At 56.1% G+C, this 21074-nt stretch carries 21 protein-coding genes; 10 read left to right on the top strand and 11 right to left on the bottom strand.

Annotated features, from left to right (window positions below):
- Window positions 1-193 precede the first annotated feature (193 nt).
- Entirely contained in the window at window positions 194-1516 is a 1323-nt protein-coding gene (locus IEY52_RS24555) for a hypothetical protein (protein WP_189008631.1), read from the top strand.
- Between the two features lie 11 nt (window positions 1517-1527).
- Here the strand turns inward: IEY52_RS24555 and IEY52_RS24550 are convergent, their stop codons facing one another.
- A complete protein-coding gene (locus IEY52_RS24550; RefSeq protein WP_189008628.1) occupies window positions 1528-2544 on the bottom strand; it encodes a hypothetical protein in 1017 nt (338 codons plus the stop codon).
- A 152-nt stretch (window positions 2545-2696) separates the two neighbouring features.
- Between IEY52_RS24550 and IEY52_RS24545 the strand changes: the two genes are divergently transcribed.
- From IEY52_RS24545 to IEY52_RS24535, 3 genes are all read left to right on the top strand, one after another.
- Complete coding sequence (locus tag IEY52_RS24545; RefSeq protein ID WP_189008625.1) at window positions 2697-3449, top strand: APH(3') family aminoglycoside O-phosphotransferase; 753 nt, start codon at window positions 2697-2699, stop codon at window positions 3447-3449.
- A gap of 71 nt (window positions 3450-3520) precedes the next feature.
- Entirely contained in the window at window positions 3521-5215 is a 1695-nt protein-coding gene (locus tag IEY52_RS24540) for a M3 family oligoendopeptidase (RefSeq protein WP_189008623.1), read from the top strand.
- Window positions 5216-5311: 96 nt separating this feature from the next.
- Window positions 5312-5605, top strand: coding sequence for a hypothetical protein (locus IEY52_RS24535; RefSeq protein WP_189008620.1), 294 nt, complete (start codon window positions 5312-5314; stop codon window positions 5603-5605).
- Between the two features lie 22 nt (window positions 5606-5627).
- Here the strand turns inward: IEY52_RS24535 and IEY52_RS24530 are convergent, their stop codons facing one another.
- The 6 genes from IEY52_RS24530 to IEY52_RS24505 form a co-directional block, all read right to left on the bottom strand.
- Window positions 5628-6002, bottom strand: a complete 375-nt coding sequence (locus IEY52_RS24530) for an FxLYD domain-containing protein (protein WP_189008617.1) — start codon at window positions 6000-6002, stop codon at window positions 5628-5630.
- Between the two features lie 299 nt (window positions 6003-6301).
- Complete coding sequence (locus IEY52_RS24525) at window positions 6302-7915, bottom strand: FAD-dependent oxidoreductase (protein WP_189008614.1); 1614 nt, start codon at window positions 7913-7915, stop codon at window positions 6302-6304.
- A gap of 183 nt (window positions 7916-8098) precedes the next feature.
- Complete coding sequence (locus IEY52_RS24520; RefSeq protein ID WP_229684961.1) at window positions 8099-8962, bottom strand: carbohydrate ABC transporter permease; 864 nt, start codon at window positions 8960-8962, stop codon at window positions 8099-8101.
- The gene (locus IEY52_RS24515; RefSeq protein WP_189008611.1) at window positions 8952-9869 is read right to left on the bottom strand and encodes a carbohydrate ABC transporter permease; all 918 of its coding nucleotides are present in this window, start codon (window positions 9867-9869) and stop codon (window positions 8952-8954) included. The genes IEY52_RS24520 and IEY52_RS24515 overlap by 11 nt, the downstream gene beginning before the upstream one ends.
- A gap of 35 nt (window positions 9870-9904) precedes the next feature.
- On the bottom strand, window positions 9905-11182 hold the full coding sequence (locus tag IEY52_RS24510) for an ABC transporter substrate-binding protein (protein ID WP_229684959.1): 1278 nt from the start codon (window positions 11180-11182) through the stop codon (window positions 9905-9907).
- 106 nt (window positions 11183-11288) lie between these two features.
- Window positions 11289-12290 (bottom strand): LacI family DNA-binding transcriptional regulator, encoded by a 1002-nt coding sequence (locus tag IEY52_RS24505; RefSeq protein ID WP_189008608.1) that lies wholly within the window; start codon window positions 12288-12290, stop codon window positions 11289-11291.
- A 433-nt stretch (window positions 12291-12723) separates the two neighbouring features.
- Here IEY52_RS24505 and IEY52_RS24500 point away from each other — a divergent pair, with 433 nt between their 5' ends.
- Window positions 12724-13827: a glycoside hydrolase family protein gene (locus IEY52_RS24500; protein WP_189008605.1), complete on the top strand. Its 1104-nt coding sequence runs from the start codon at window positions 12724-12726 to the stop codon at window positions 13825-13827.
- Window positions 13828-13895: 68 nt separating this feature from the next.
- Entirely contained in the window at window positions 13896-14876 is a 981-nt protein-coding gene (locus tag IEY52_RS24495) for an acetylxylan esterase (RefSeq protein ID WP_189008601.1), read from the top strand.
- A gap of 5 nt (window positions 14877-14881) precedes the next feature.
- Here IEY52_RS24495 and IEY52_RS24490 read toward each other — a convergent pair whose 3' ends face one another.
- Window positions 14882-15070: a hypothetical protein gene (locus IEY52_RS24490; protein WP_189008598.1), complete on the bottom strand. Its 189-nt coding sequence runs from the start codon at window positions 15068-15070 to the stop codon at window positions 14882-14884.
- Between the two features lie 141 nt (window positions 15071-15211).
- On the opposite strand from IEY52_RS24490, the gene IEY52_RS24485 reads away from it, so the two are divergent.
- Window positions 15212-15391: a hypothetical protein gene (locus IEY52_RS24485; protein ID WP_189008595.1), complete on the top strand. Its 180-nt coding sequence runs from the start codon at window positions 15212-15214 to the stop codon at window positions 15389-15391.
- Window positions 15392-15410: 19 nt separating this feature from the next.
- Here the strand turns inward: IEY52_RS24485 and IEY52_RS24480 are convergent, their stop codons facing one another.
- Window positions 15411-15980: a DUF4256 domain-containing protein gene (locus IEY52_RS24480; protein WP_189008592.1), complete on the bottom strand. Its 570-nt coding sequence runs from the start codon at window positions 15978-15980 to the stop codon at window positions 15411-15413.
- Window positions 15981-16193: 213 nt separating this feature from the next.
- Here IEY52_RS24480 and IEY52_RS24475 point away from each other — a divergent pair, with 213 nt between their 5' ends.
- Window positions 16194-17660: an ATP-binding protein gene (locus IEY52_RS24475; RefSeq protein WP_189008589.1), complete on the top strand. Its 1467-nt coding sequence runs from the start codon at window positions 16194-16196 to the stop codon at window positions 17658-17660.
- 130 nt (window positions 17661-17790) lie between these two features.
- Here IEY52_RS24475 and IEY52_RS24470 read toward each other — a convergent pair whose 3' ends face one another.
- Both IEY52_RS24470 and IEY52_RS24465 read right to left on the bottom strand, forming a co-directional pair.
- Window positions 17791-18003 carry an SANT/Myb-like DNA-binding domain-containing protein gene (locus IEY52_RS24470; protein WP_189008586.1) on the bottom strand — a complete coding sequence of 71 codons (213 nt, stop codon included), beginning with the start codon at window positions 18001-18003 and terminating at the stop codon, window positions 17791-17793.
- 378 nt (window positions 18004-18381) lie between these two features.
- Window positions 18382-18978: a CGNR zinc finger domain-containing protein gene (locus tag IEY52_RS24465; RefSeq protein ID WP_189008583.1), complete on the bottom strand. Its 597-nt coding sequence runs from the start codon at window positions 18976-18978 to the stop codon at window positions 18382-18384.
- Between the two features lie 178 nt (window positions 18979-19156).
- On the opposite strand from IEY52_RS24465, the gene IEY52_RS24460 reads away from it, so the two are divergent.
- Both IEY52_RS24460 and gap read left to right on the top strand, forming a co-directional pair.
- Entirely contained in the window at window positions 19157-19906 is a 750-nt protein-coding gene (locus IEY52_RS24460; protein WP_189008580.1) for an MBL fold metallo-hydrolase, read from the top strand.
- Entirely contained in the window at window positions 19903-20904 is a 1002-nt protein-coding gene (gene gap / locus IEY52_RS24455; protein ID WP_189008577.1) for a type I glyceraldehyde-3-phosphate dehydrogenase, read from the top strand. The genes IEY52_RS24460 and gap overlap by 4 nt, the downstream gene beginning before the upstream one ends.
- Window positions 20905-21074: the final 170 nt, after the last annotated feature.

Genomic DNA, 21074 nt, shown 5'->3' with positions numbered 1-21074 from the left:
ATTCAAGTGTCTGATCATGATTGTAAAGGGCAGACCGTAAAAAGCAGTGTGATCCCACCTGTTGCAAGCGCATGAGGACACACAGTTGCAGATGACCGTCTCAAACAAACAACCGAAACAGCATACCCACATCTGGGTGGGTTGTACAGCAGCACAGCCCACAGAGCAAAACCAGAGCCACTATGATTGAAGCATGAAAAAATATGCTTTTTTGATCGGTATTCTGATGCTCACAGCCTGCAACACCACCATTCAAATCCCTTTTGCTTCCAGTCCCCTGATCCTGCGGGGAGAGTGGCAGGGAGAAACCATCCCTGAAGAACACTTCATCACGCTGGATTCCAAACGCAACCAGCTGGTTCGCTTTTCAGAGCAACACATGCTGGCTCAGGATGTGCAAACAGGTGACTTTGTGAACAGGAACTTTCCTGCTGACCTGAAAGGCATCCTGCACCACCGCACAGACGACACTTTTGTGAAGGTGACAGCAGAAAACACCCAGATCCTCTCTGCAGAAACGTTCCAGGTGCTCAAAACCTTTCCTCTCACGGGAGTCATCACTGAAGATGCAGACCACCTTGTGCAGTTCTATCCTGAAACTGCCGTGTACAGCCTGAACACTGGAGAAAAAATTTCGGCTTCCCTGAAAGACTTTTCACCTCTCTGGACTTTCTCTGAAACCGGCCAGTACGCCATTGGTTCTGAAGGGGTGATTGACACCAGCAGCGGAAAAGTTCTGCCCATCACCCTGTCTCACCACAAAGATTGTGCTGAATACGCCAGCGCTTTTCCAGTGGCTGTGGCCTTTGATGCTTCCAGTGCCGTGCTGTCTGTGGCCTACATCGATGGTTTTGTGGAATTCTGGGACACCTCCACCTGGACTTTCCAGAAGAGCATCCCTTTGCTGCCAAGCTGTTACACAGGGCTGATCAAACTCTGGTCCCACCCGGGTCAACTGGACTACGCTGCAGACCTCACCCCTTTTGACCAGGAAGACCAGAACGTGATGTGGGGCAGGTGGAACCTGAAAACCTCCCAGCATGTTTTTCAACAAAACCTCCAGCTGAAATCCTCTCCACTCAGCCTGTGGCCTGCCCTGAATGTCTTGCACCAGGGGGATTTCTGGACCTGGACCCTTGGAGATCAAATCTGGACCATGAAAAACACCAGCACCCTGTGGCACCAGTCCTCCACCCCCCAGCCCCTGAAAATGAACCTTCAGGCAGAATGGCTGGGTGAGCAGAGCTACCGCATCACTGGAACCCTGAACTGGAACAACCAGACCCACCTGGTGGAAGGTCTGGCCCATGGAACATCTGTGGTTTTCAAGCAGTCTCTTCTGCCCCCCACAATCTGGGTGGACTTGCAACTCTGGAACAGCGACAAAACCGTCGAAACCGGGACCCTCAAGCTGAGCATGAGCAACCTGAACGCTGCAACCCCCCAGAAAGAGGGATACCGCTTTCTGTTGCAGGTGCAAAATGAACGCCATGCTGGAATCCTGAAAAGAAAATGACCTCTGGCAGGTCAGGACGCTGTCCAGCCGGGTTTCAACCGCTCAACCACACCTTCCACTTCCTGCCGGATGGCCTGCAGGTCGGTGTCCAGCACCCACTGTTCAAAGTCAGTGGCATCCACTCCGGGAAAGGTGTGACGCAGTTCCATCATCACTTCCCCGAGGTGCTGGCCTTCCACACCAGACCATTCCCGCACCATGTGGCCGTTGAATTTCTGGTGGGCTGCACGTTTCAGCTCCAGAAAACGGTAGGTGTCCTGCAACGCTTCTTCAAAACCAGGGAAGGTGTCGATGGCACGCTGAAGCTGTTCTTCACGGGTGGAAACCGGATGGGGAATGCGCTCCAGGTACCCCTCCTCTTCCATGAATTCCAGGAACCCCTGGTAGGTGGGGCGCTTGCGGTCCCGCTGGCGGTTCTTGCTGTTCTGGTTCTCGATCAGGCAGCAACCCGGATAGAAATACGGGCTGGAACACACGTATTCATAGACTTCACGCAGGGTGTCAAAGCCCTGCCTGAAACGCTCTGGATCGTATCCCAGAAACTCCAGGCTCTGCAGGTAATCCGAGGTGAGTTTCAGAACACGCACGGTGTTGGTGCCGTCCTTCACCCGGTACTGCAAGCCCTGGTGGCCCAGTTTGAAGCCCAGGTGGTTGGCCAGTTTTCCAAGCAGGCCCCCCAGGTCATTGAAACTCAGAAAGTTGAGGGTGTGCTCAAATTCCTCTGCGGTGGCCTTGATCAGATCGATCTGCAAATCCCGAAATTCAAAAGTGAAGGTGTCCCCGTTGTTGTAGCAGTCTCTGGAAGCAAAGCGCTCCATGACTTTCTCGGTCCAGTTGGGAGGCAGGTGGTCGGATTCCACCACGATGTCCATGTCTCCGTGGGTTTCTTTGGTGGTGTAAAACGGCAGCAGTTCCACACGGCCCTGCACGATTTCCTGCAATACAGGTTCCATTTCCTGGTACAACTTCAGGTATTCATCGGTGTGGTACCTGCGGGTGGGATGGTTTTTCAGTGCTTTTCCTCCCATGGGGCACCTCCTTGTGGCTGCTCTGGGATGCTTCATTGTGCCTGAGGGGTGCAGGTCATGCATCGTCTGGGTGGCTTAAGCTGCCCGAGAAATCGTCCGGCCAGAGCCATCTGGCAGATGTCTGGGCTTTCCAGATGCTTTACCCTGACCCCATGACCTTTCCCTTTCCCGTCCCGGATGACCTGCAAGCCCTGATTCGGCAGGAAACCTGGGCCGAGGTGTCTGTGGGCCGCAGTGGGGCGTGGGTGTTTGCTGCAGACCAGAAGTTTCTCAAAGTGCAACGGGTTCAGACGGCAGATTCACTGCAACTGGAGCAACAGAAACTGCTGTGGCTGGGTCAACATCTGCCTGTTCCCGCAGTGCTGCACTTCAGCCAGCAGGAGGGCCATGAATTCCTGCTGACCTCCAGAATTGCCGGGCAGGACCTGTCTGTTCTGGCGATAAAAGACAGAGAGCAGGCAGTACGCTGGTTTGCACTCAGCCTGAAACGCTGGCACAGTTTGCCCGTTCAGGACTGTCCTTTTGACCGCTCTGTCAAAACCAGACTGCCGGAAGCCAGACTGCGCCTTGCAGCAGGGCTGGTGGATCAAACTGGTTTTGCAGAGGTTTCCCCTGAGGACATGCTGGAACAGCTTGAACAGAGCATCCCCCCTGAAGACCTGGTGCTCACCCATGGGGATTACTGCTTTCCCAACGTGCTTTATCAGGATGGGCAGCTTTCTGGTTTTGTGGATGTGGGACGGGCAGGCCTCAGTGACCGCCACACCGACCTGACCCTGGCTTTGTGGAGCACGCAATACAACTGCGGTCCGGGCTGGGAAGAGGTCTTCTGGCAGGAATATGGATTGGAGCAGCTGGACCCGCAAAAGCTGGCGTATTTCAGTGCACTGGACGGCTTCTTCTGAGTTTCGCTTTTGACCTCTGAATAAGCACAATGGCAGACTGCCCTGGACAAACCACATGTTAGATTGACTGCATGACCGCCACCATCAACCCCCTCTTGAAAGACCGTCCTGTCAGCTGGGAAGTGTACCAGCCACGTTACCAGGAACTGCTGGACCGTGAACTGACCCCTGAGACCATCGAGGCTTTCCTGCTGGACTGGAGCGAACTGGACCGCGAACTCGATCAGGTGGTCCATGTGCGCAGCCTCAACGCAGACCTCAACACCGCAGATGAAGAAGTGCAAAACGCCTACCTGGAGTACCTCAATGGAATCCAGCCCCATCGGGATGTGGCTGTGTCCGACCTCAGGAAGAAACTGCTGACTGTGGCTCCCGCGCACCTGCCTGCAGATGCCCGTTTGCTGGCAAAGCGTTTTGAGGCAGATGACCGGGCTTTTCATGTGGACAGTGTGCCCCTCAGAACCCAGCTTGCCGAATTGAAACAGCAGTACAGCCAGATCACGGGAGGGATGCTGATTGACTTCCGGGGAGAGCAGATCACGGTGCCCCGGGTGGAACAACTGTTGCTCTCTCCAGACCGCCAGGAGCGTGAAGAGGCCTGGAAAGCCTGGCAAAAAGCCCGTCTGGAGATCGCCCCAAAACTGGACGAGGTGTTCTTGAAGCAACTGAAGTTGCGCCAGCAAATCCACCGCAATTCTGGGCATGCCAACTACCGGGATTACATGTGGGACAGGTACCACCGGTTTGATTACACCCCCCAGGACTGCCTGGATTTCCATGAAACCATTGAAACAGAAGTGGTGCCTTTCACTCTGGAACTGCTGGAACAACACCGCCAGGGTCTGGGCATTGAAGAACTGAAACCCTGGGACTTCTACTGGCGTTCCCAGATGGACCCCCAGAACCGCCCTGCTTTGCAACCTTTCAGCACCGTGGAAGAACTGGAAAACAAAACCGAACAGGTGTTCTTCAGCCTCAGCCCCAAACTGGGCGAGATGTTCAAGACCCTCAAAGACCGCCGTGCCATGGACCTGGGCTCCCGCGAAAACAAGATGAGCCACGCCTACTGCACCACCATCGACACCGAAAAACTGCCGTTCGTGCTGCAAAACGTGGTCGGCACCGAAGGGGATGTGTCCACCACCCTGCACGAATTCGGGCATGCCTTCCATGCTTATGTCAGCATGCGCACCCAGCGCCTGATCTGGAATGCTTTCTCTGCCACCGAGTTTGTGGAGGTGCCCTCCATGGGCATGGAACTGATCGCCCTGGATCACCTGACCCCGTTCTACACGCCGCAAGAAATCCAGCGGGCCAAAGAATCCGCCATCCGGCAGTCGGTGCACAACCTGCCCTGGATGTGCTACATGGACGCCTTCCAGCACTGGCTTTACAGCGAAGCCCCCGAAGACATCACCATTGAAATGCTGGACCAGAAGAGCCGCGAACTGCTGGACCGCTTCCAGCCGCAACCCAACTGGTCAGGTTTCGAAGCCGAAAAAGGCAAGGTGTGGCAGTATTACCACATGTTCAACCACCCCTTTTACTACATCGAGTACGCCCTGAGCGGTCTGGGGGCTGTGCAGCTCTGGAAAAACCACCAGGAAAACCCCGAAAAAACCCTGCAGCAGTACCTGGAAGCCCTGGAACCCGGAGACAGCCTCTCTGTGCCAGAACTCTATGAAAAGTGCGGCCTGAACTTCAAATTTGACCGCCAGACTGTGCATGACCTGATGGGGTTCTTGAGAGAGCAGCTTCAGGGGTAAAGAATTTCAAGTGAGAAGAGGCGCACGTGTGCGCCTCTTCTTGTTGTGCTGACTCTGAAAACAGCTGAAGGATTTCACGCTTGCTACAATGCACCCATGTCAGATGAAAAAACGAATTATCGATCAACCCGATTTGCAGTGAGCATCGCTTCAGCCTTTTTCGTATTTTGCCTGAACCTTTATGCTGGAAGTGAGAGGAGCTCCTGGCAGGATGTCCTTGTAGCAATTTGTATTTTCACTGTGATTTTTCTATGGTCTTCTGTTCACAGGCTGGGCATAAAGGAAAAAATCAACAACACCCCTTCTGCTCCACTTTTTCAACACGAATGGCTGGAACTTGTGCTGCCCTTCGCGTTTCTGGCCATCCTTTTGTTGATGGTTCACCATTGACCTGCAGGGCGCAACTTCAAACTCAGAAGCCAGTTACTTCAGAAAATTCATATGTGGCCACATCCTCTGCCAGAGCAAGAGCTTTGTAAGCCCACACTCCACCCGCTTTCAAGTTGTTGATGTTGTCCACGGCTGTTCCAATCTGATTCCCTTCTTTGTCATAGAGGTTGAAAGTGATCTGGGCATAGCCATAGTCATGGTTTGTGTTGTTTTTGACCTTTCCAATGACATATCCAGCAAAACCATCACTGCTCCATTTTGCAGAAAGAAGCTCCAGATCGTCTTTTGGGGCGGCAGGCGGCGTTGACGGTTCTGATGCTGTCTGACCAGCAGAATTTAAAGTGCCTGAACCGGAAGATCCAGAAGATGATGTAGACGTGTCTTTCGGTGCCAGCATGCCCACCACAACAAAAACAGCCAGGAGGGTGAAAAACCAGCCTCCACAGCCCATGCCTTTTTTGCTGGCTTTCTTCTGGGCTTCTTTTGCCGCTTGTGCCCGAAATGCTTCCTCGGCCTGGATGCGTGTTTTGTCTTCATCGCTCAGCACAATGATTCCCCCTGTGAAGAGCAGCATAGGACCCGCCCGCGACAGATCCCGTCACCCTCAGGGAAGACCCCATGCTGGTGTCGCTCTTCAGAGAAAGACAGGGCAGAGAACCTCTCTTCTGCCCTGTCTTTGTGCTGCTCGGGTTCCTCTCAGAACCCCGGAGAGGCCAGCAAACGGTACTGTTCCGGCCACTGCAACTCAAACCCCAGGCTGAGGGTCAAGACACCCTGGAAATCGGCCAGATGGTGAGCGGTGTTGCGCACTTCACGGGGCTTCAGTCCTTTTTCCAGACAGTAAGCCGCCAGTGCTCCTGCAGCTTCCCCGATGTTCCATTCCACCGGATGCAGGCGGTAACAGCCGTTGGTGATGTGGGTGGTCCCAAGGTTCTTGCAGGCTGGCAGCAGGTTCTCCATGCGAACCGGAATCAGGGCTCCCAGAGGGATCTGGAAAGGATAGCTTTCCACATCAATGTAACTCCTGCCTGCAGTGGAGGGGTGCAGGTCAATGCGGTACTGCCCGATTCCCACGCTGTCCTGGAAAGCCTCCGCACCAGACAGGCCTTTGCGGGCCTCCACACCCACATGCTGCTCCAGCACCGTGAACTCCGCCTGGATCCTGCGGGACTCCCGCACGTAGATGCTCTTGGCCAGACCGTGCTCGGTTCCAGTGATGTCTCCCCTGAGGCGAAGACCAGGATAACCATATCCCTTGCCATCGTGCCTGGGGGCCTCGGTCTGCATCCAGTACAGCAGAGACAGGCTGAGCTGCATGGCCCCTTTCAGGTGCTGCTGTTTCTCCTGCTCGCTGACCCCGATGATGGGACCCAGCCAGTAATCGATCTGCGGCCAGTTCACCAGGGTGATGTCGCTGGGGTAAAGGCCCTCCTCATAGTGGCCCTTGTGGAAGATCCGGCGGTAATGCCAGAAATCCCCCTTGTGCAGTTGCACCACCGGATCGCTGAACAGATCCCGAAAGCGGGGCTTCAGGGTGATGGGGTGCAGGTCGTTCCAGGACAGTTGTCTGTTTGGCCAGAAGGGGGCCTGATAGTCTTTCCAGAAACTGTATTGCTCGGGTTTCTCGATGGTGTGGTCCTGACCTTCTGTGTGGTCCAGCGCAAAACACCAGCTGATGGCCTGCTGGTCCAGCGGGTTGGCTGCGCCTTCCAGGGCATGCAGTTCTCCGGTTTGCAACTGGGATTCCGCCCCGATCACATGCTCTGCACCCGCCAGTTCCAGCAGATCCCCGAGTTCGGTGGCGTCCAGCACCATTTTTGCAGCAACGGTGTGGTGTTCTCCGGTGGTCAGGCTCTTGAAGGTCACACTCTGGATGGAATCCCGCTCGGTTTCAGCAGCAATGGGGACATGCTGCATCCACACTTCCAGTTGCCTGGACGCCCGGTAAGGGGCCAGCATCTGTTCCAGCACGGCCACACCCACACGGGGTTCAAAGCACAGGCGGGACACGTTGCCCAGACCGGGGTTCAGGAAAGGATCTGCTGCAATTTCAGGCTTTAAAGGGTAATGCTCGCGGTAGTACCTGCGCACCAGCTCACGGAAACGGCGGTAACTGGCGGTGGCACCGGATTCCTCGATCCACCACGCTTCATCGGGGGGCACGGCCTGACTGGTGAGTTGACCACCAAGCCAGTCGGTTTCTTCGGTGAGGATCACCTTGCGGCCCAGTGCGAGGGCAGAGAGGGCCGCTGCAACACCGCCCAGGCCGCCTCCGGCAATCAGGATGTCTGTGGAATGTTCATGGGTCATGGGGGGTCTCCTGGGAGTGGTGGAATGGGAGGTCTGGAGGATGGACAGGTGAATCTTGTTGCGAGAGCCGAGAGCCGAGAGCCGAGAGCCGAGAGCCGAGAGCGTACAGTGCAAAGGCTTCAGCGAAATGTCAAATCTGCAGGGCTTGAGCAGAAGCAGGATTTGCCCTCGGCCCTCGGCTTCCTAGCCCTTCACCCCAGACCCCACCATCGACTGCACAAACTGCCGTTGCGCCACCAGAAAGGCCAGCAAGAGAGGTAAGGTCGATAAGGTGGAGGCCGCCAGGGTGAGGTTCCAGAACACGCCGCCCAGAGGGTCGGTGAAGGTCTGCAGGCCGAGGGGGAGGGTGTACTGTTCGCTGGAGTTGAGGTAGACCAGCGGGTTGAAGTAGTCGTTCCAGGAGTTCAGGAAGGCGAAGATGGCAGTAGCCACCAGAACTGGACGGGCCAGGGGGAGCATGATCTTCCAAAAGATCCCCCAGCGGTCCAGGCCGTCCATCAGGGCAGCCTCGTCCAGTTCTTTGGGCAGGGTCAGGAAGTGCTGGCGCATCATGAAGACCGCCAGCGCTCCTGTGCCGCCGAAGATTTGCAAAAGGATGATGGGGATGTGGGTGTTGTTCAGTCCCAGAAACTTGAAGAGGGCGAATTGCGGGATGGAGAGGGCTTCGCTGGGCAGCATCATGGCGGACAGGCAGAGGATGAACATGAAGTCCTTGCCGGGAAAACGCAGCCTTGCGAATCCGTATCCGGCCAGTGCTCCGATCACCAGGGTGCAGAGGGTGACCACAATGGCGATGTAGACGCTGTTGAAGTACTGGGCGGCAAAAGGATAGTCGTGGAAGATGCGAACGAAGTTGGTCCAGCTGATGCTCTGGGGAATGAGCGCGAGGGGGTTCTGGAAGATCTCCTGATCGCTTTTCAGGGAGGCCGCGAACATCCACACTGTCGGGAACAGGAAGGGCACAGCCAGAAGCAGCATCACCAGGTAGTAAACCCCGTTTGACACAACACGCAGACTGGAACGGTTCACATTCCGATCAAGATTCATAGAACACCCACCGTTTGCGAAGCTGCCATTGCATCCAGGTCAGGGTCAGCATCACCAGGAAGATCAGCCAGGAGAGGCCCGAGGCATAACCGAAATCGAAGTACTTGAAGCCCTGTTTCCACATCTGCACCATCAGGACGCTGGTGGCGTCACTTCCTCCGGTCAGGACGTAGATGGGAGCGAAGGATTTCAGTGCTCCAATCAGGGTCACAATCACGGTCAGGAACACTGTGGGAGACATCAGGGGCAGCGTGACTTTGAAGAAAGTCTGGCTGGAATTGGCCCCGTCGATTTTGGCGGCCTCGTGCACCTCTGCAGGCACGTTTTGCAGTGCGCCCAGAAAGATCAGCATGTTCATTCCGACGTGCTCGATCACCAGACAGACCACCACGGCAATGAGTGCCCAGGGGGCTTCAAAGAGCCAGTTGGGTCCCTGGATGCCCAGTTTGCCCAGCAGCACGTTGACCAGTCCGAAGTCGGGTTGCAGCACAAAGCGCCAGACCAGCGCCCAGGCCACCAATGGGACCACCACCGGAGAGAACAGGGCCATGCGGAAAAACCCGAGGGCTTTTGCTTTCACATTGAGCAGGAGGGCCAGTCCGAGGGCCAGGATGATGTTGGTGGGCACCAGCATCACCACAAAGAGCACGGTGACCCACACCGAATGCAGGACTTCGCGGTCGGTGCCCATGCGTGCGTAATTTCCCAGGCCAATCCATTCGGGGGCGCGCGGCAGAACCCAGTTGTACAGGGACATGATGGGCACCGCCAGAATCGGCCCGATGAACAGCACCGTCAGTCCGATCATGAAGGGCAGCACGAACAGCAGGCCCACCCACTGGGATTCCCAGCCCCCTTTGCGGGGGCGGGAGGAGGTGCGGGGAACGGGGGTGTGGTTGGTGGTCATTTCTTCACCTGTGCGGGGTTGATTTGAGGGGGATTTCACTTGAGGAGGGGGTTGATTTCGCTGCAAACCTGGTTCAGTTCGTCTTTGACGTTGGCACTGGGGCGGAAGATGCGCTCCATGTTGCGCACCACCACATCGTTGACCTGCGCCCAGTTGGCCGGAACGATCAGGGCTCTGGCCCCGCTGACCTGTTTGATCACGGCGGCACGCAGGCTTGCTGCAGGAATCAGGGGGTTGGAGTTCAGGTAGGTGTCACTGCTCAGAATGCTGCGGCGGGGTGGGGGGAAGAACTGGGCGGTGCGCTTCATGATGGCCGCACTGGACAGGAAAGCCACAAACTGGGTGGCTTCCTTGGGGTGTTTGGAACCACTGAACACCGCGTAACCCGCCTGTCCCAGCAGGGTGTGCTGTCCTTTGGGGCCGCTGGGCATCGGCACGATGTCCCATTTGAATTTCACGGTGCTGAGCTGCCCGGAGTAAGACACCTGATCTGCGTACATCCCCAGGTTTCCGCTGGCAAAGGTGACCTGCTCCCCGAGTTTGGGGGCACTGCCGTCTTTGATCATGCGTTGCATCATCTCGAAGGCCTGCACGGTGCCTGCACTGTTCATCTGGCAGGTGCTGAGGTCTTTGTTGAAGATGTCTCCTCCGCTGGAATACATGGCGGCCAGGATGCCCGCAGCCCAGTTGGAGGGGTCCAGGCGCAGCAGGGTGCCCCCATAAGCATTGGGACTGGCTTTTTTGATGGCGGCTGCGCTCGCTTCAAAAGCTGCGTAATTCCATTTCTTCTGGGCCAGCAGCTCCGAAGGCGTGGGAATTCCGGCTTTCTGGAACAGGTCCTTGTTGTAGTACATGAAGACCGGAGAGAAAGAGAAAGGCAGTCCATAAATGCCATTTCCCTGTTTCCAGAGCGTCATGGAGGCCGGAGCATAGTCGCTGATCAGCATGTTGCTGTTGGCTTTCACGTAACCGCTGAGGTCCAGCAGGGATTTTGAAGCCATGTAAGCAGGTGCAGAGCGTTCTGCCACCCAGCCAGCATCCGGGCTGGTTCCGCCCGCCATCTGCACGGTGAGTTTCTGGTCGTAACTGGCGAATGGAATGGACTCCACTTCTACATTGATGTTGGGGTTCTTCTTGCCGAATTCTGTGGCGAGGGTCTGCAGCAACTTCAGGCCGTCTCCTCCTGCCCAGGTGGTGAAGCGCAGATTGACTTTTTCCTGTGCGGAAGCGGTGGCGGCGCTCAAAAGGGCGAGCATGATCAGGTGTCTGTGCAGCGGTTTCATGGGGGTGTGTTTCATGGGCATGTGTTTCATGGGCAATGTCCTCCTGACCCGAAGGTCAATGAAAGTCGGGGCGTGTGGGGTCTGGGATTGTGAAGTCAAAACAGGCTGGGAGGGGAAGGTCCACATCTGGTGCGGGTCATGGTTCGGGTTCACCTCCGCAGGATTGCCGGACCACCAGTCTGGGCGGAATGGTGACGTGCAGGTTCGGTTCGGCCCGTCCGGTCAGCAAATCGTCCAGCAGTCTGGCTGCAGTGCGTCCCAGACGCCTTCTGGGCACATGCACAGTGGTGAGGGGCGGATCACTTAAAGCGGCCATGTGAATGTCCGAGTAGCCCACCACCGGGATGTCCTCGGGCACCCGGATGTTGCGCTGCTTGAGGAGCCTCAGCACCCCCAGGGCCATCAGGTCTTCTGCTGCAAAAACCGCATCGAACTTCAGCCCTTCATCCAGGGCTTGTTGCACGGCCTGCATTCCGCCTTCAATGGTGCGCGGAGCATGGCGGATGGGACCGGAGGGCACCCCTGCTTCACGGCAAGCCCGCAAATAACCATCCAGACGGTCCAGCGAAACCACGGCTTCTGTTGGGTCTCCGCTGATGAACAAAATCTGCTGGTGGCCCTGCTTCAGAAGGTGGCTGGTGGCCAGCGCTGCCCCTGAAGGATTGTCGGTCAGGACGGCATTGAGGTGCAAATGGTTGTGGTAGCGCCCGATGAACACGCTGGGGAGGGTCAGTGCCCGCACCTGTTCGATCAGACCGGGGGTGATGGGGGTTCCCCCGATGATGAAACCATGCACCCGTTTTTCCCGGGCCAGCCTGGGCAGGGTCTGCCCATCGAAGGAACTCACACTGACGGTGTGCCCGAAACGCTCGGCTTCTTCGGTGACCCCGTGCATGACCTCACCAAAGAAATGGTCTGCCGTGGGGTGCACACCCGGATTGGCCAGCAGCACCCCGATGTGATGCGCGTCTGTGGGGGTGTGCAGGCTGGTGCGGGCCAGGTATCCCAGTTCACTGGCAGCTTCCAGCACCGTCTTGCGGGTGTGGTCGCTGATTCTGGGATCGTCCCGCAGCACCAGGCATACGGTGGAGATGGAGACCCTGGCCTTCTGGGCCACGTCTTTCTGGGTGATGGTCATGGTGCATTCAGGTTAAGGGAGATCAAAAAGCAATTCAAATTTTATTCAATTTTTGAACACCTTTTCGCTCAACAGCCAGATCTGCAGCACGGTTCAGGAGACACAAAAAGCCAGCAGGTCAAAAGGGGAGATCTTTTGAATGTGGATTGATTCTGGGTTTTTCCTTTTGCAGCAAAAGGTTTCCTAGATTTTGCATTTCCGGGCGGTTCTTTCAGGCCATCCTGCTTTTCATTCAAATGCAAAAACAGCCGTTCAAATTTTGAATGAAAATTGAGTTTTTACCGTTAAAGGTCTACAGTGTGGTCACACACCCAGAACCTCCATCCCACATGGCATCAGAACCCGACTGCTGAGGCTTCTTTTCTGCACCTGCTCCGCCCACAGTGCGGTGTGTCCGGTTGTGATTCCAGATCCCACAGGAGAACCCTGCAGCATGAATTTGAACTTTTCACCCCTGAGAAAGATCCTGCTTTCCGCTGTGACCCTGCTTGGTCTGGGTTTGCTGGCTGGATGCAACACGTCCTCAGACCTCCAGCCCACTTCAGCACAACCCGAACAGAAAGTAGAACAGAACGCACTGGCTGGGTTTCCCAATTTCACCTACCAGAAAGTCATTGCAGACACCACCATCTTCCCCCCCAGACCCAACGATCCCGAGCACACCTACAGCGAACTGATCTTTCCCAGTGTGATCAAGGCCAGCGATTACTTTGCCAACCCTCTGGGCACCTATTACATGTATTACGCCCCGCACGATGCACCCGCAGGAATTTACCTGGCATATTCGAACAGCCCCAGTGGTCCCTGGACCCGTTACTCGGACATCCCGATCATCACCCGGCAGTGGGTCACCCAGGTCACAGGCAGCACCTCCCTGATCAGCCATGTGTCTTCTCCACATGCCATCTGGGTTCCAGACGAGACCACCAATCAGAAACTCTACCTGTACTTTCACGGTGAGAACACGGCCACCCGTCTGGCCAAATCTTCTGACGGCATCCACTTCACCTACGACAAGACCGTGATCGCCACCTCTGGGACTTACAAGAAGATCGATGGCCTCACAGAAGTCTCTTACGCCAGGGTCTACCGTTACACCATGCCCTCCAAAGGGAACAGATACACCATGGTGCTGATGGGCGTGGACAACGGCACCCGCAAGATTTACCTGTGCTGGTCGGGAGAAGCGAGGAACTGGCGCTGCCAGAACAATGCCCTGATCACCCCCAACAGCTCTGAAAGCGGCGGCCAGTTTGGTGGTCCCCAGGCCGCAGGTCCAGCCTTCTTCCCCTGGAAAGGCAAACATTATGTGGTGTTCAATGCTGGAAGTGGCAACATCCACATTGCAGAAGTGGGTGCAGACTTCAACCTGGAAAACCACCTGGGGGTCTTTTATGATTCCCGTGACACCGCCCCCGAAAATGGCCGTGTCGGAGCCTCCACCTACCTGACCGTGGGCAGCACCATGTACATGTACTACGAGGTCGGGCAACGCGGAGCCACCAAAATTGCCCTGGCAACTGCTCCCATTCCATAAATTCAAACCATCTTCTTCAGGGAGGGCATTTGCTCTCCCTGTTGTTTCTGTCTCACATGAGGTCCTGAATGGCACTTTTTGATTTTCCCCTGGAGCAACTGCAAACGTACCTTCCTGTCCTGAACGTCCCGGAGGACTTCGATGCCTTCTGGCAGCAGACCTTGCAGGAAGCAGAAAAGTTTCCTTTAAATCCCCGTTTTCAGGAGGTGCAAACCCCTCTGAAAACCCTGCAGGCTTTTGATGTGACGTTTGCTGGTTATGGGGGTCAGGACATCAAAGGCTGGCTGATGGTACCGAGAAATGCAGCAGGTCTGCTGCCCTGTGTGGTGGAATTTCTGGGTTATGGCGGAGGGCGCGGAGAACCCACCGACCACCTTTCCTATGCCAGTGCAGGTTACGCCCACCTGATCATGGACACCCGCGGTCAGGGCAGCGGATGGCGCAAAGGAGACACCCCCGATCCTGAAGGATCGGGACCACAGCATCCGGGTTTCACCACCCGTGGGATTTTGCACCCGGAAAGCTATTATTACCTCCGGGTCTTCACCGATGGGGTCAGGGCCGTGCAGGCAGCCCAGGCTTTTTCTGGCATTGATCCAGATTCTGGCATTGATCCAGACCGAATTGCTGTTGCCGGGGAAAGCCAGGGAGGAGGGATTGCTCTGGCGGTCAGTGCCCTGAGCAAGCAAGCGAAACTGCTGCTGTCAGACGTGCCTTTTCTGTGTCACTTCCAGCGGGCCATTTTCATTACAGACAACATTCCATATGTGGAAATTGCCAATTATTTGCGGGTGCACCGGGACAGCATGGATCAGGTTCTGCAAACCCTCTCCTATTTTGATGGGCTGCATTTTGCCTGCAGAAGCACGGTTCCCGCCCTGTTCTCGGTGGCCCTGATGGACCAGACCTGCCCGCCCAGCACGGTTTACGCTGCGCACAACCATCATGCTGGACCAAAAGACATTGTGGTTTATCCCTTCAACCGCCATGAAGGTGGTCAGGGAGAGCAGTTGCTCAGAAGGCTTGAATTTTTAGAAACGCACCTGTAAAACGCTCAGTTGGGGGTTTCCTCGCTCTGGTGCCCGTTGCCTCCGATGTCTTCATCGTTGTTGCCAGGGGCACCCTGCTCTCCCCCCTGGTCGCCGTGGGCAGACTGGGTGGGTTCGTAGTGGCGGGAATACACCGGTCCGGGTTCGGTGCTGGGTTGGGGTTTTGGTGAGGCAGAGGAATCACGATCGGTCATAATGGCCCTCCTGCCTGATTTTAACAATTTTTCAAGTGCCGCATTGTGTTTTCGCATGAGAGCATTTGGGGTGAGATTTCACCTTCCTGTTGCCTCTCCTTTTCAATGAACCATCTGCTATCCTGCAATCAGGAGGTCATCATGTTTGGAATCTGGATTCTTCTCGGTTTTCTTGGAATTGCATTTTTCAGTTTGTTTTCGGCCAAAAAATCCTCTGCTGCAAGGGACCATGTGCAGGGTGAACTGGAAAAAGAAAAAGCTTTAAGAGACGCTTCTTCCAGTTACAACACCGCCAGCGGTTATGGCTCTGCTGGGCAGTGACCTGCAACAGCTGCGAAATTTAAACCCTCAACAACCCCCGAAACCCTCTGGCAGCATAGTATGAAGATGCACCGTTGTGGTACAGGAAAACCGTGTTGTAACGGCGGTCCATGTACAGGGCACCCCCGAGTTTCCTGATGGCTGCAGGGGTTTGCACCCAGCTTGAGGTTTTCAGATCAAATTCCCCGAGCTGTTGCAGCGCCCGGTACTGTTCTTCGGTCAAAATTTCAATGCCCATGTCTAAAGCCAGATCCACAGCGTTGTTTTCGGGTCTGGCTTCTTTGCGGGATTCCCAGGCTTCGCGGTCATAGCAGGCGCTTCTGCGGCCTTTTGGGCTTTCTGCAGCGCAATCACAGAACAGGTATTCCCCTGTTTTTTCGTCCTGCCCGATGACATCTGGCTCTCCGCCTGTGTTTTCCATTTCATTCAGGGACCAGAGCTTTTCAGGGTTTTTTTCCAGTATGGCCTGGATGGGGTCCCATTCAAGATCTGGGTGGCGCTTTTTGTTTTTCTCAAAACGGGCTTTCAGGGTGGCCAGCAAGGCTGCGCTCTGGTCTGGAGACAGGGTTCTGGATTTGCCAGGGATCATGCTGCCAGTTTAACGCAAACACTCTGGCCAGCAACCTCTGGCTGAACCCGGAGACAGGCGGTTCTGGCCCTGCCATCCTGTGCACTGGATTTCTCAGACTGAGTTTGCTGGGGCGTGAGGGATACAGTTGCACACAAGGATGAACAAAATGAAGAATCAACTGTAAGCCTGTGGGTTGCAGGGGGGGGCATTTACGGGTCATGCTGAGCAAAGATGCCTGCAGAACCAGAAATTTCCTCCCTTTCCCCACACCAACCGCTGCTTCCCGAGGGAATGGTTTCTGCCCTGCTGGGCCAGTTGAATCTGGGCCTGCTGATGTTCCAGCCTGATGGCCAGATCACTTTCATCAATCCTGCTGCCCGAACCTTGCTGCACCTGCAGGATTTCGCAGAAGACCACCTGCTCAGCATTCATGAGGTGTGCCAGCACTGCCACAACCTCAACGCCACCTGCATTTCCCGCCTGCTGCTGCACGGCATCCCCAGCCAGGAGTGGGTGCAGGGCCTGCAGGTGCATTACTTTTTGCTCCCTGAACCTGCTGGTGCCGCGCAGGGAGCGATTGCTTTGCTGCCTGCCAGCACCTTTCCTGCTGTCCAGGAATTCCAGCAACAGGGAGCACTGGACACCCTTTTCGAAATCAGCCCGGATTGCCTGAAGTACATGGATGCACAGGGGAACCTGCTGCGCATGAACGAGAACGGCAGGCACCTGATGCAGGTCGATGATTTCTCCGCCCTGCAAAACCAGCCCTGGAGCGAGTTGTGGCCAGAGAAAACCCGCCCACGGGTGCTGCAGGCCATGCGGGATGCACAGACAGGCAAGATTGGACGGTTTCAGGGATTCTGTCCCACTGCCAAAAACATCATGCGCTGCTGGGATGTGGTGGTGATGCCCATTCTGGAAGGACCCCGGGTGGTGGGGCTGGTGGCCTCCTCACGGGACATCACCGAGCAGGCCATGCTGGAACAGCAGGAACGGGAGCAGGCAGAAGCCCAGAAACGTTTTGTGAGCGACGCGGCCCACGAACTCAGAACTCCCCTGGCGGCCATTCAGGGCAACCTGGATGTGATCTTCCGTTACCCCCACATCGAGGAATCCGAAAAGAAAGAGATCTTGCAGGACGTGCAAAACAGCGCAGCCCGTCTGAGCCGTCTGGTGCACGACATGCTGCAACTGGCCCGCGGCAGGACCGGGGTCAAATCCGACGAGGAGGTGCTCCTGCACGAGGTGGCCCTCTCGGCGTGGCGGGATGCCCAGCGCATCTCGGGGAGCAAACACCATTTTGAGCTGGGTCTCCTGGAACCCATCGAACTGTATGGAGACACCGACCGTTTAAAGCAACTGACCCTGATCCTGCTGGAAAATGCCGTCAAATACACCCCAAAAGGCGGCACCATCCGTTTGCAGCTTGAAGAGCAAGGCGGCACAGCCCAATTGCGCGTGCAAGATTCTGGCATTGGCATTGCCCCGGAAAACCAGCACCACATCTTCGAGCGGTTTTTCCGGGTGGACCGCACCCGGGTGGATTCCCGCGATCCTGGAGGTTCAGGGCTGGGTTTGCCGATTGCGAAATGGATTGTGGAGGCCCACCACGGCACCCTGGAAGTGGAAAGTGCACTGGGACAGGGCAGCACCTTTGTGGTCAGGCTTCCCTTGCAGGAGTGCTCCGTTGATCCGTGAAAAGGGAGGATTCATGAGCATGGACCACCACAACCCGTGAAACAGGAACACACACCTCGCATGAAAAAATGCCCTCTCAGAGGATAAAAATAAATTGTCCACGAAGGCCGTTGCAGGCGATTTGGTTTGATCAGTCTTCTTTTGACTCCTCCAGAGGTCCAAAGGTAAATTCGTAACTTCCATTCGAGTTTGGGGCTCCGGTGGTCACCGTCCCGTCCTTCTGAACCACCCAAAAGCGGTCTTTGGGAAGGTCATTCAGTGAACGGCCTCCTTCATACTTGAGAATGGCTTCAAGATTTTTACCTTGTAAGAACTTTTGTTCTTCTTCCGGGGTCAATGGCATCCTGATCTCCTTCATTTCCTGAACCCATTTTGTTCTGTAGGCACATGTGTTGTTGCACCATGACAAGTTGCATTGTACATGCCTCGGAATCCTCGCTTTCAAAAAACACCTTTCAGAGAGACACTTCCAGTTCTTCTGTTCGATGCTCTGATGATCTACGCCAAAAGAACTGTAGGTTTCTCAAGTGTCCTGACCGTTCCATTCGCTTTCTTGCCCCTAAAGCGTGCTCCCCGGACGGCCGGGTTCGCACTGGGCGCTTTCTTGCCCCTAAAGCGTGCTCCCCGGACGGCCGGGTTCGCACTGGGCGCTTTCTCAGCCAAAAGCACCTGCAGTGCTTTTGGCGAACATCAATAAAGTCAGACCACATTTCTGCTGGCCTCAGTCTGCCGTTTTCTGCACCTTGCGCTGGTAAAAGGCCTGTGCCTTGGCCTGGTTGCCACATCTGGCCATGTTGCACCAGCGGCGGGTTTTGTTCTTGCTGGTGTCCAGAAAGTGCCGGATGCAGGTGTGTTTTTCGCATTTTTTGATGCGGCCCTGCACGTCCAGAGCAAGCAGATTGGCCATCTGGGCTGCCAGCACGCCCAGCAGGCCTGAAGGGTCTTGCAAGTCATGTTGCAGGGTGTGCTGCAAGGGAACCTGATTTCCCATCAGAACCCTGCGACCTGGGTGCTGCCAGAGCAGGGCATTGAGGTTTTGCAGCAGTTCTGCAGGAACTTCTGTTGAATGCACCAGACCCACCACCGTGCGCCTGAAGTCATCCCGCAAGGCGGTGGCCTGCTGGTACACCGCCGGGAAAGTGGGGTGCTGGGCCAGCTTTTGCAGATCTGCAGGTGAAACCAGACCGGAGTCCTGCAACCAGCGCTGAAAATCTGCAGCGTCTCTCAGCTGGTCTCTGAACTGACCGTCCTTGTTGCGCACGGTGTTGATGAAATCCAGGGCCGGGTGCCCGGCGTCAAAATCAAAAATCTCGGTCATGGGTGATGGCTCCATTTTACAGGACAGCAGGCTCTGGCTTCTTACAGCCCTCACTTTATAACCATCATTCTATCACTTGACAGGTTAGAAAGTGAGGGATAGCATGAAGGCACAGGAGGTCCGGCCATGACATCGCCAGGATGCACAGCCAGAATTCAGCCTCCAGAAGAGGAATTTCATGCAGATTGAACGGCTCCACTGGGCAGGCATCAAATTGCAGCAGGGTCAAACCACCCTCCTGCTAGACACCATCCCCTCCCCCCAGCAGCTTCCCCTCAGCGTGGACACCCCACACCGGTTTGCCCTGCTGACCCACCACCACCCGGACCACGCAGATTTGCCCTACCTGACCGGGGTTCTGGGCTCTGGCAGCACTTTGCTGACCCATGCAGATGTGGCCCCTCTGCTGCCTCCAACAGATTTGCGCATCAGAACTGCAGAACTGCACCAGCCTGTGCAGCTTCACCCGGGCACTGCAGATTTCACGGTGTGGGCGGTGCCTGCCGTGGATGGCCTGGGAGATCCGCAAGTCTCCTGGGTGATAGACGGCGGCGGAAAGCGCATCCTGCATGCCGGAGACACCCTCTGGCATGGCCGCTGGTGGAGCATCCAGCGCATCTACGGACCGTTTGATACTGTGTTTCTGCCCATCAATGCCCCCAGGGTCAACCTCGGGCGTTTTCAGGACAGCGGCATTCCCATCGTGATGGGGCCAGAACAGGCCGTGGCTGCTGCCCGCATTCTGCAGGCAAAAACCGTGGTGCCCATCCATTATGGACGGCATGAACCGGGCCGCTACATCGAAACCCCGGACGCCCTGCAAACCTTCACCCGCCTGGGCCGGGAAGCAGGTCTGAACCTGAACGTCCTGCAACCCGGTGAAGTCCTGAACTTTCAATCTGCACAGCCAGAGGAGGTCCTGCAATGAACATCGCCATCAACGGATTTGGACGCATTGGCAGACAGGTGTTTCGCATCCTGCACGCCAGAGGCATCCAGGTCACAGCCATCAATGACCTCACCGACACCGAAACCAACGCCTACCTGCTGACCCACGACAGCACTTACGGCCCTTTTGCAGCATCCGTCAATATCGAAGAAGGTGCTTTGCTGGTGGACGGTCACAAAACCATGGTCCTTTCCGAAAGCAATCCCCAAAAGCTCCCCTGGAAAGACCTCGGCATTGATCTGGTGATTGAATCCACCGGGCGTTTCAGCACCGGTGAACAGGCCAGGGTGCACCTCAACCGGGGGGCCAGAAAGGTGATCATCACCGGGCCAGCAGATGGCACGGACTTCCCCATCATCCTGGGCAACAACCAGGAGCAGTATGACCCTTACACGCACAACATCCTCACCAATGCGTCCTGCACCACCAATTCTCTGGTGACCCCGGTGAAAGTGCTGGAAGACGCCTTCGGGGTGGAACAGGCCATGATGACCACCATCCACAGCTACACCAACGACCAGCGACTGCTGGATTTGCCCCACAAAGATTTGCGCCGTGCCCGCGCCGCCGCAGTGAACATCATCCCCACCACCACCGGCGTTGCCAGAGCCATTTCGCAAACCCTGCCCCAGTTTGGCAAACACAATTTTGATGGGGTGGCCGTGCGGGTGCCCACCAGTGTGGGTTCCCTCAGCGACATCACCCTGATTCTTCGTCGGGAAGTCACCGTGCAGGAAGTGAACGCCGCTTTCCGGGCAGCCGCAGAAGGCCCCCTCAAAGGCATCCTGCGGTACAGCGAAGAAGAACTGGTCTCCAGCGACATCGTGGGCGATCCCCACAGCGCCATCATCGACAGCAAAATGACCAAGGTGCTGGGCAAAATGGTGAAAGTCTTCGCCTGGTACGACAACGAGTGGGGTTACTCCAGCCGCGTGGCAGACGTGGTGGAACTGGTGCAAACCAGAGACCCGCAGTAAGATCAGAGCAAACAGAAAAAGACGCAGAGGTTCTGCGTCTTTTTCTGTTTGCCAGAAGGGGAGGTTAAGGGCAGGGAAATCTGTAGGGTTTTTACTTTGCAGCAGGCACTTTGGCAGCAGGCACTTTGCTGAGGTCGATGATCACCCGTTCAGCACCATCCGGGCCATGC

It is taken from the genome of Deinococcus roseus, from assembly GCF_014646895.1.
GTDB lineage: Bacteria > Deinococcota > Deinococci > Deinococcales > Deinococcaceae > Deinococcus_C > Deinococcus_C roseus.
Note: the sequence above shows the minus strand (reverse complement) of the source record. Positions and strands in the feature narration are given on the sequence as shown.

What these genes read in the sequence shown, in the direction of transcription:
- IEY52_RS24535 (WP_189008620.1), top strand. Translation starts at nt 5,312, where the DNA reads ATGTCAGATGAAAAAACGAATTATCGATCAACCCGATTTGCAGTGAGC.
- IEY52_RS24530 (WP_189008617.1), bottom strand. Translation starts at nt 6,002, where the DNA reads ATGCTGGCACCGAAAGACACGTCTACATCATCTTCTGGATCTTCCGGT.
- IEY52_RS24460 (WP_189008580.1), top strand. Translation starts at nt 19,157, where the DNA reads ATGCAGATTGAACGGCTCCACTGGGCAGGCATCAAATTGCAGCAGGGT.
- IEY52_RS24475 (WP_189008589.1), top strand. Translation starts at nt 16,194, where the DNA reads ATGCCTGCAGAACCAGAAATTTCCTCCCTTTCCCCACACCAACCGCTG.
- IEY52_RS24545 (WP_189008625.1), top strand. Translation starts at nt 2,697, where the DNA reads ATGACCTTTCCCTTTCCCGTCCCGGATGACCTGCAAGCCCTGATTCGG.
- IEY52_RS24550 (WP_189008628.1), bottom strand. Translation starts at nt 2,544, where the DNA reads ATGGGAGGAAAAGCACTGAAAAACCATCCCACCCGCAGGTACCACACC.
- IEY52_RS24510 (WP_229684959.1), bottom strand. Translation starts at nt 11,182, where the DNA reads ATGAAACACATGCCCATGAAACACACCCCCATGAAACCGCTGCACAGA.
- gap (WP_189008577.1), top strand. Translation starts at nt 19,903, where the DNA reads ATGAACATCGCCATCAACGGATTTGGACGCATTGGCAGACAGGTGTTT.
- IEY52_RS24520 (WP_229684961.1), bottom strand. Translation starts at nt 8,962, where the DNA reads ATGAATCTTGATCGGAATGTGAACCGTTCCAGTCTGCGTGTTGTGTCA.
- IEY52_RS24515 (WP_189008611.1), bottom strand. Translation starts at nt 9,869, where the DNA reads ATGACCACCAACCACACCCCCGTTCCCCGCACCTCCTCCCGCCCCCGC.
- IEY52_RS24480 (WP_189008592.1), bottom strand. Translation starts at nt 15,980, where the DNA reads ATGATCCCTGGCAAATCCAGAACCCTGTCTCCAGACCAGAGCGCAGCC.
- IEY52_RS24495 (WP_189008601.1), top strand. Translation starts at nt 13,896, where the DNA reads ATGGCACTTTTTGATTTTCCCCTGGAGCAACTGCAAACGTACCTTCCT.
- IEY52_RS24555 (WP_189008631.1), top strand. Translation starts at nt 194, where the DNA reads ATGAAAAAATATGCTTTTTTGATCGGTATTCTGATGCTCACAGCCTGC.
- IEY52_RS24465 (WP_189008583.1), bottom strand. Translation starts at nt 18,978, where the DNA reads ATGACCGAGATTTTTGATTTTGACGCCGGGCACCCGGCCCTGGATTTC.
- IEY52_RS24470 (WP_189008586.1), bottom strand. Translation starts at nt 18,003, where the DNA reads ATGCCATTGACCCCGGAAGAAGAACAAAAGTTCTTACAAGGTAAAAAT.
- IEY52_RS24485 (WP_189008595.1), top strand. Translation starts at nt 15,212, where the DNA reads ATGTTTGGAATCTGGATTCTTCTCGGTTTTCTTGGAATTGCATTTTTC.
- IEY52_RS24540 (WP_189008623.1), top strand. Translation starts at nt 3,521, where the DNA reads ATGACCGCCACCATCAACCCCCTCTTGAAAGACCGTCCTGTCAGCTGG.
- IEY52_RS24505 (WP_189008608.1), bottom strand. Translation starts at nt 12,290, where the DNA reads ATGACCATCACCCAGAAAGACGTGGCCCAGAAGGCCAGGGTCTCCATC.
- IEY52_RS24525 (WP_189008614.1), bottom strand. Translation starts at nt 7,915, where the DNA reads ATGACCCATGAACATTCCACAGACATCCTGATTGCCGGAGGCGGCCTG.
- IEY52_RS24490 (WP_189008598.1), bottom strand. Translation starts at nt 15,070, where the DNA reads ATGACCGATCGTGATTCCTCTGCCTCACCAAAACCCCAACCCAGCACC.
- IEY52_RS24500 (WP_189008605.1), top strand. Translation starts at nt 12,724, where the DNA reads ATGAATTTGAACTTTTCACCCCTGAGAAAGATCCTGCTTTCCGCTGTG.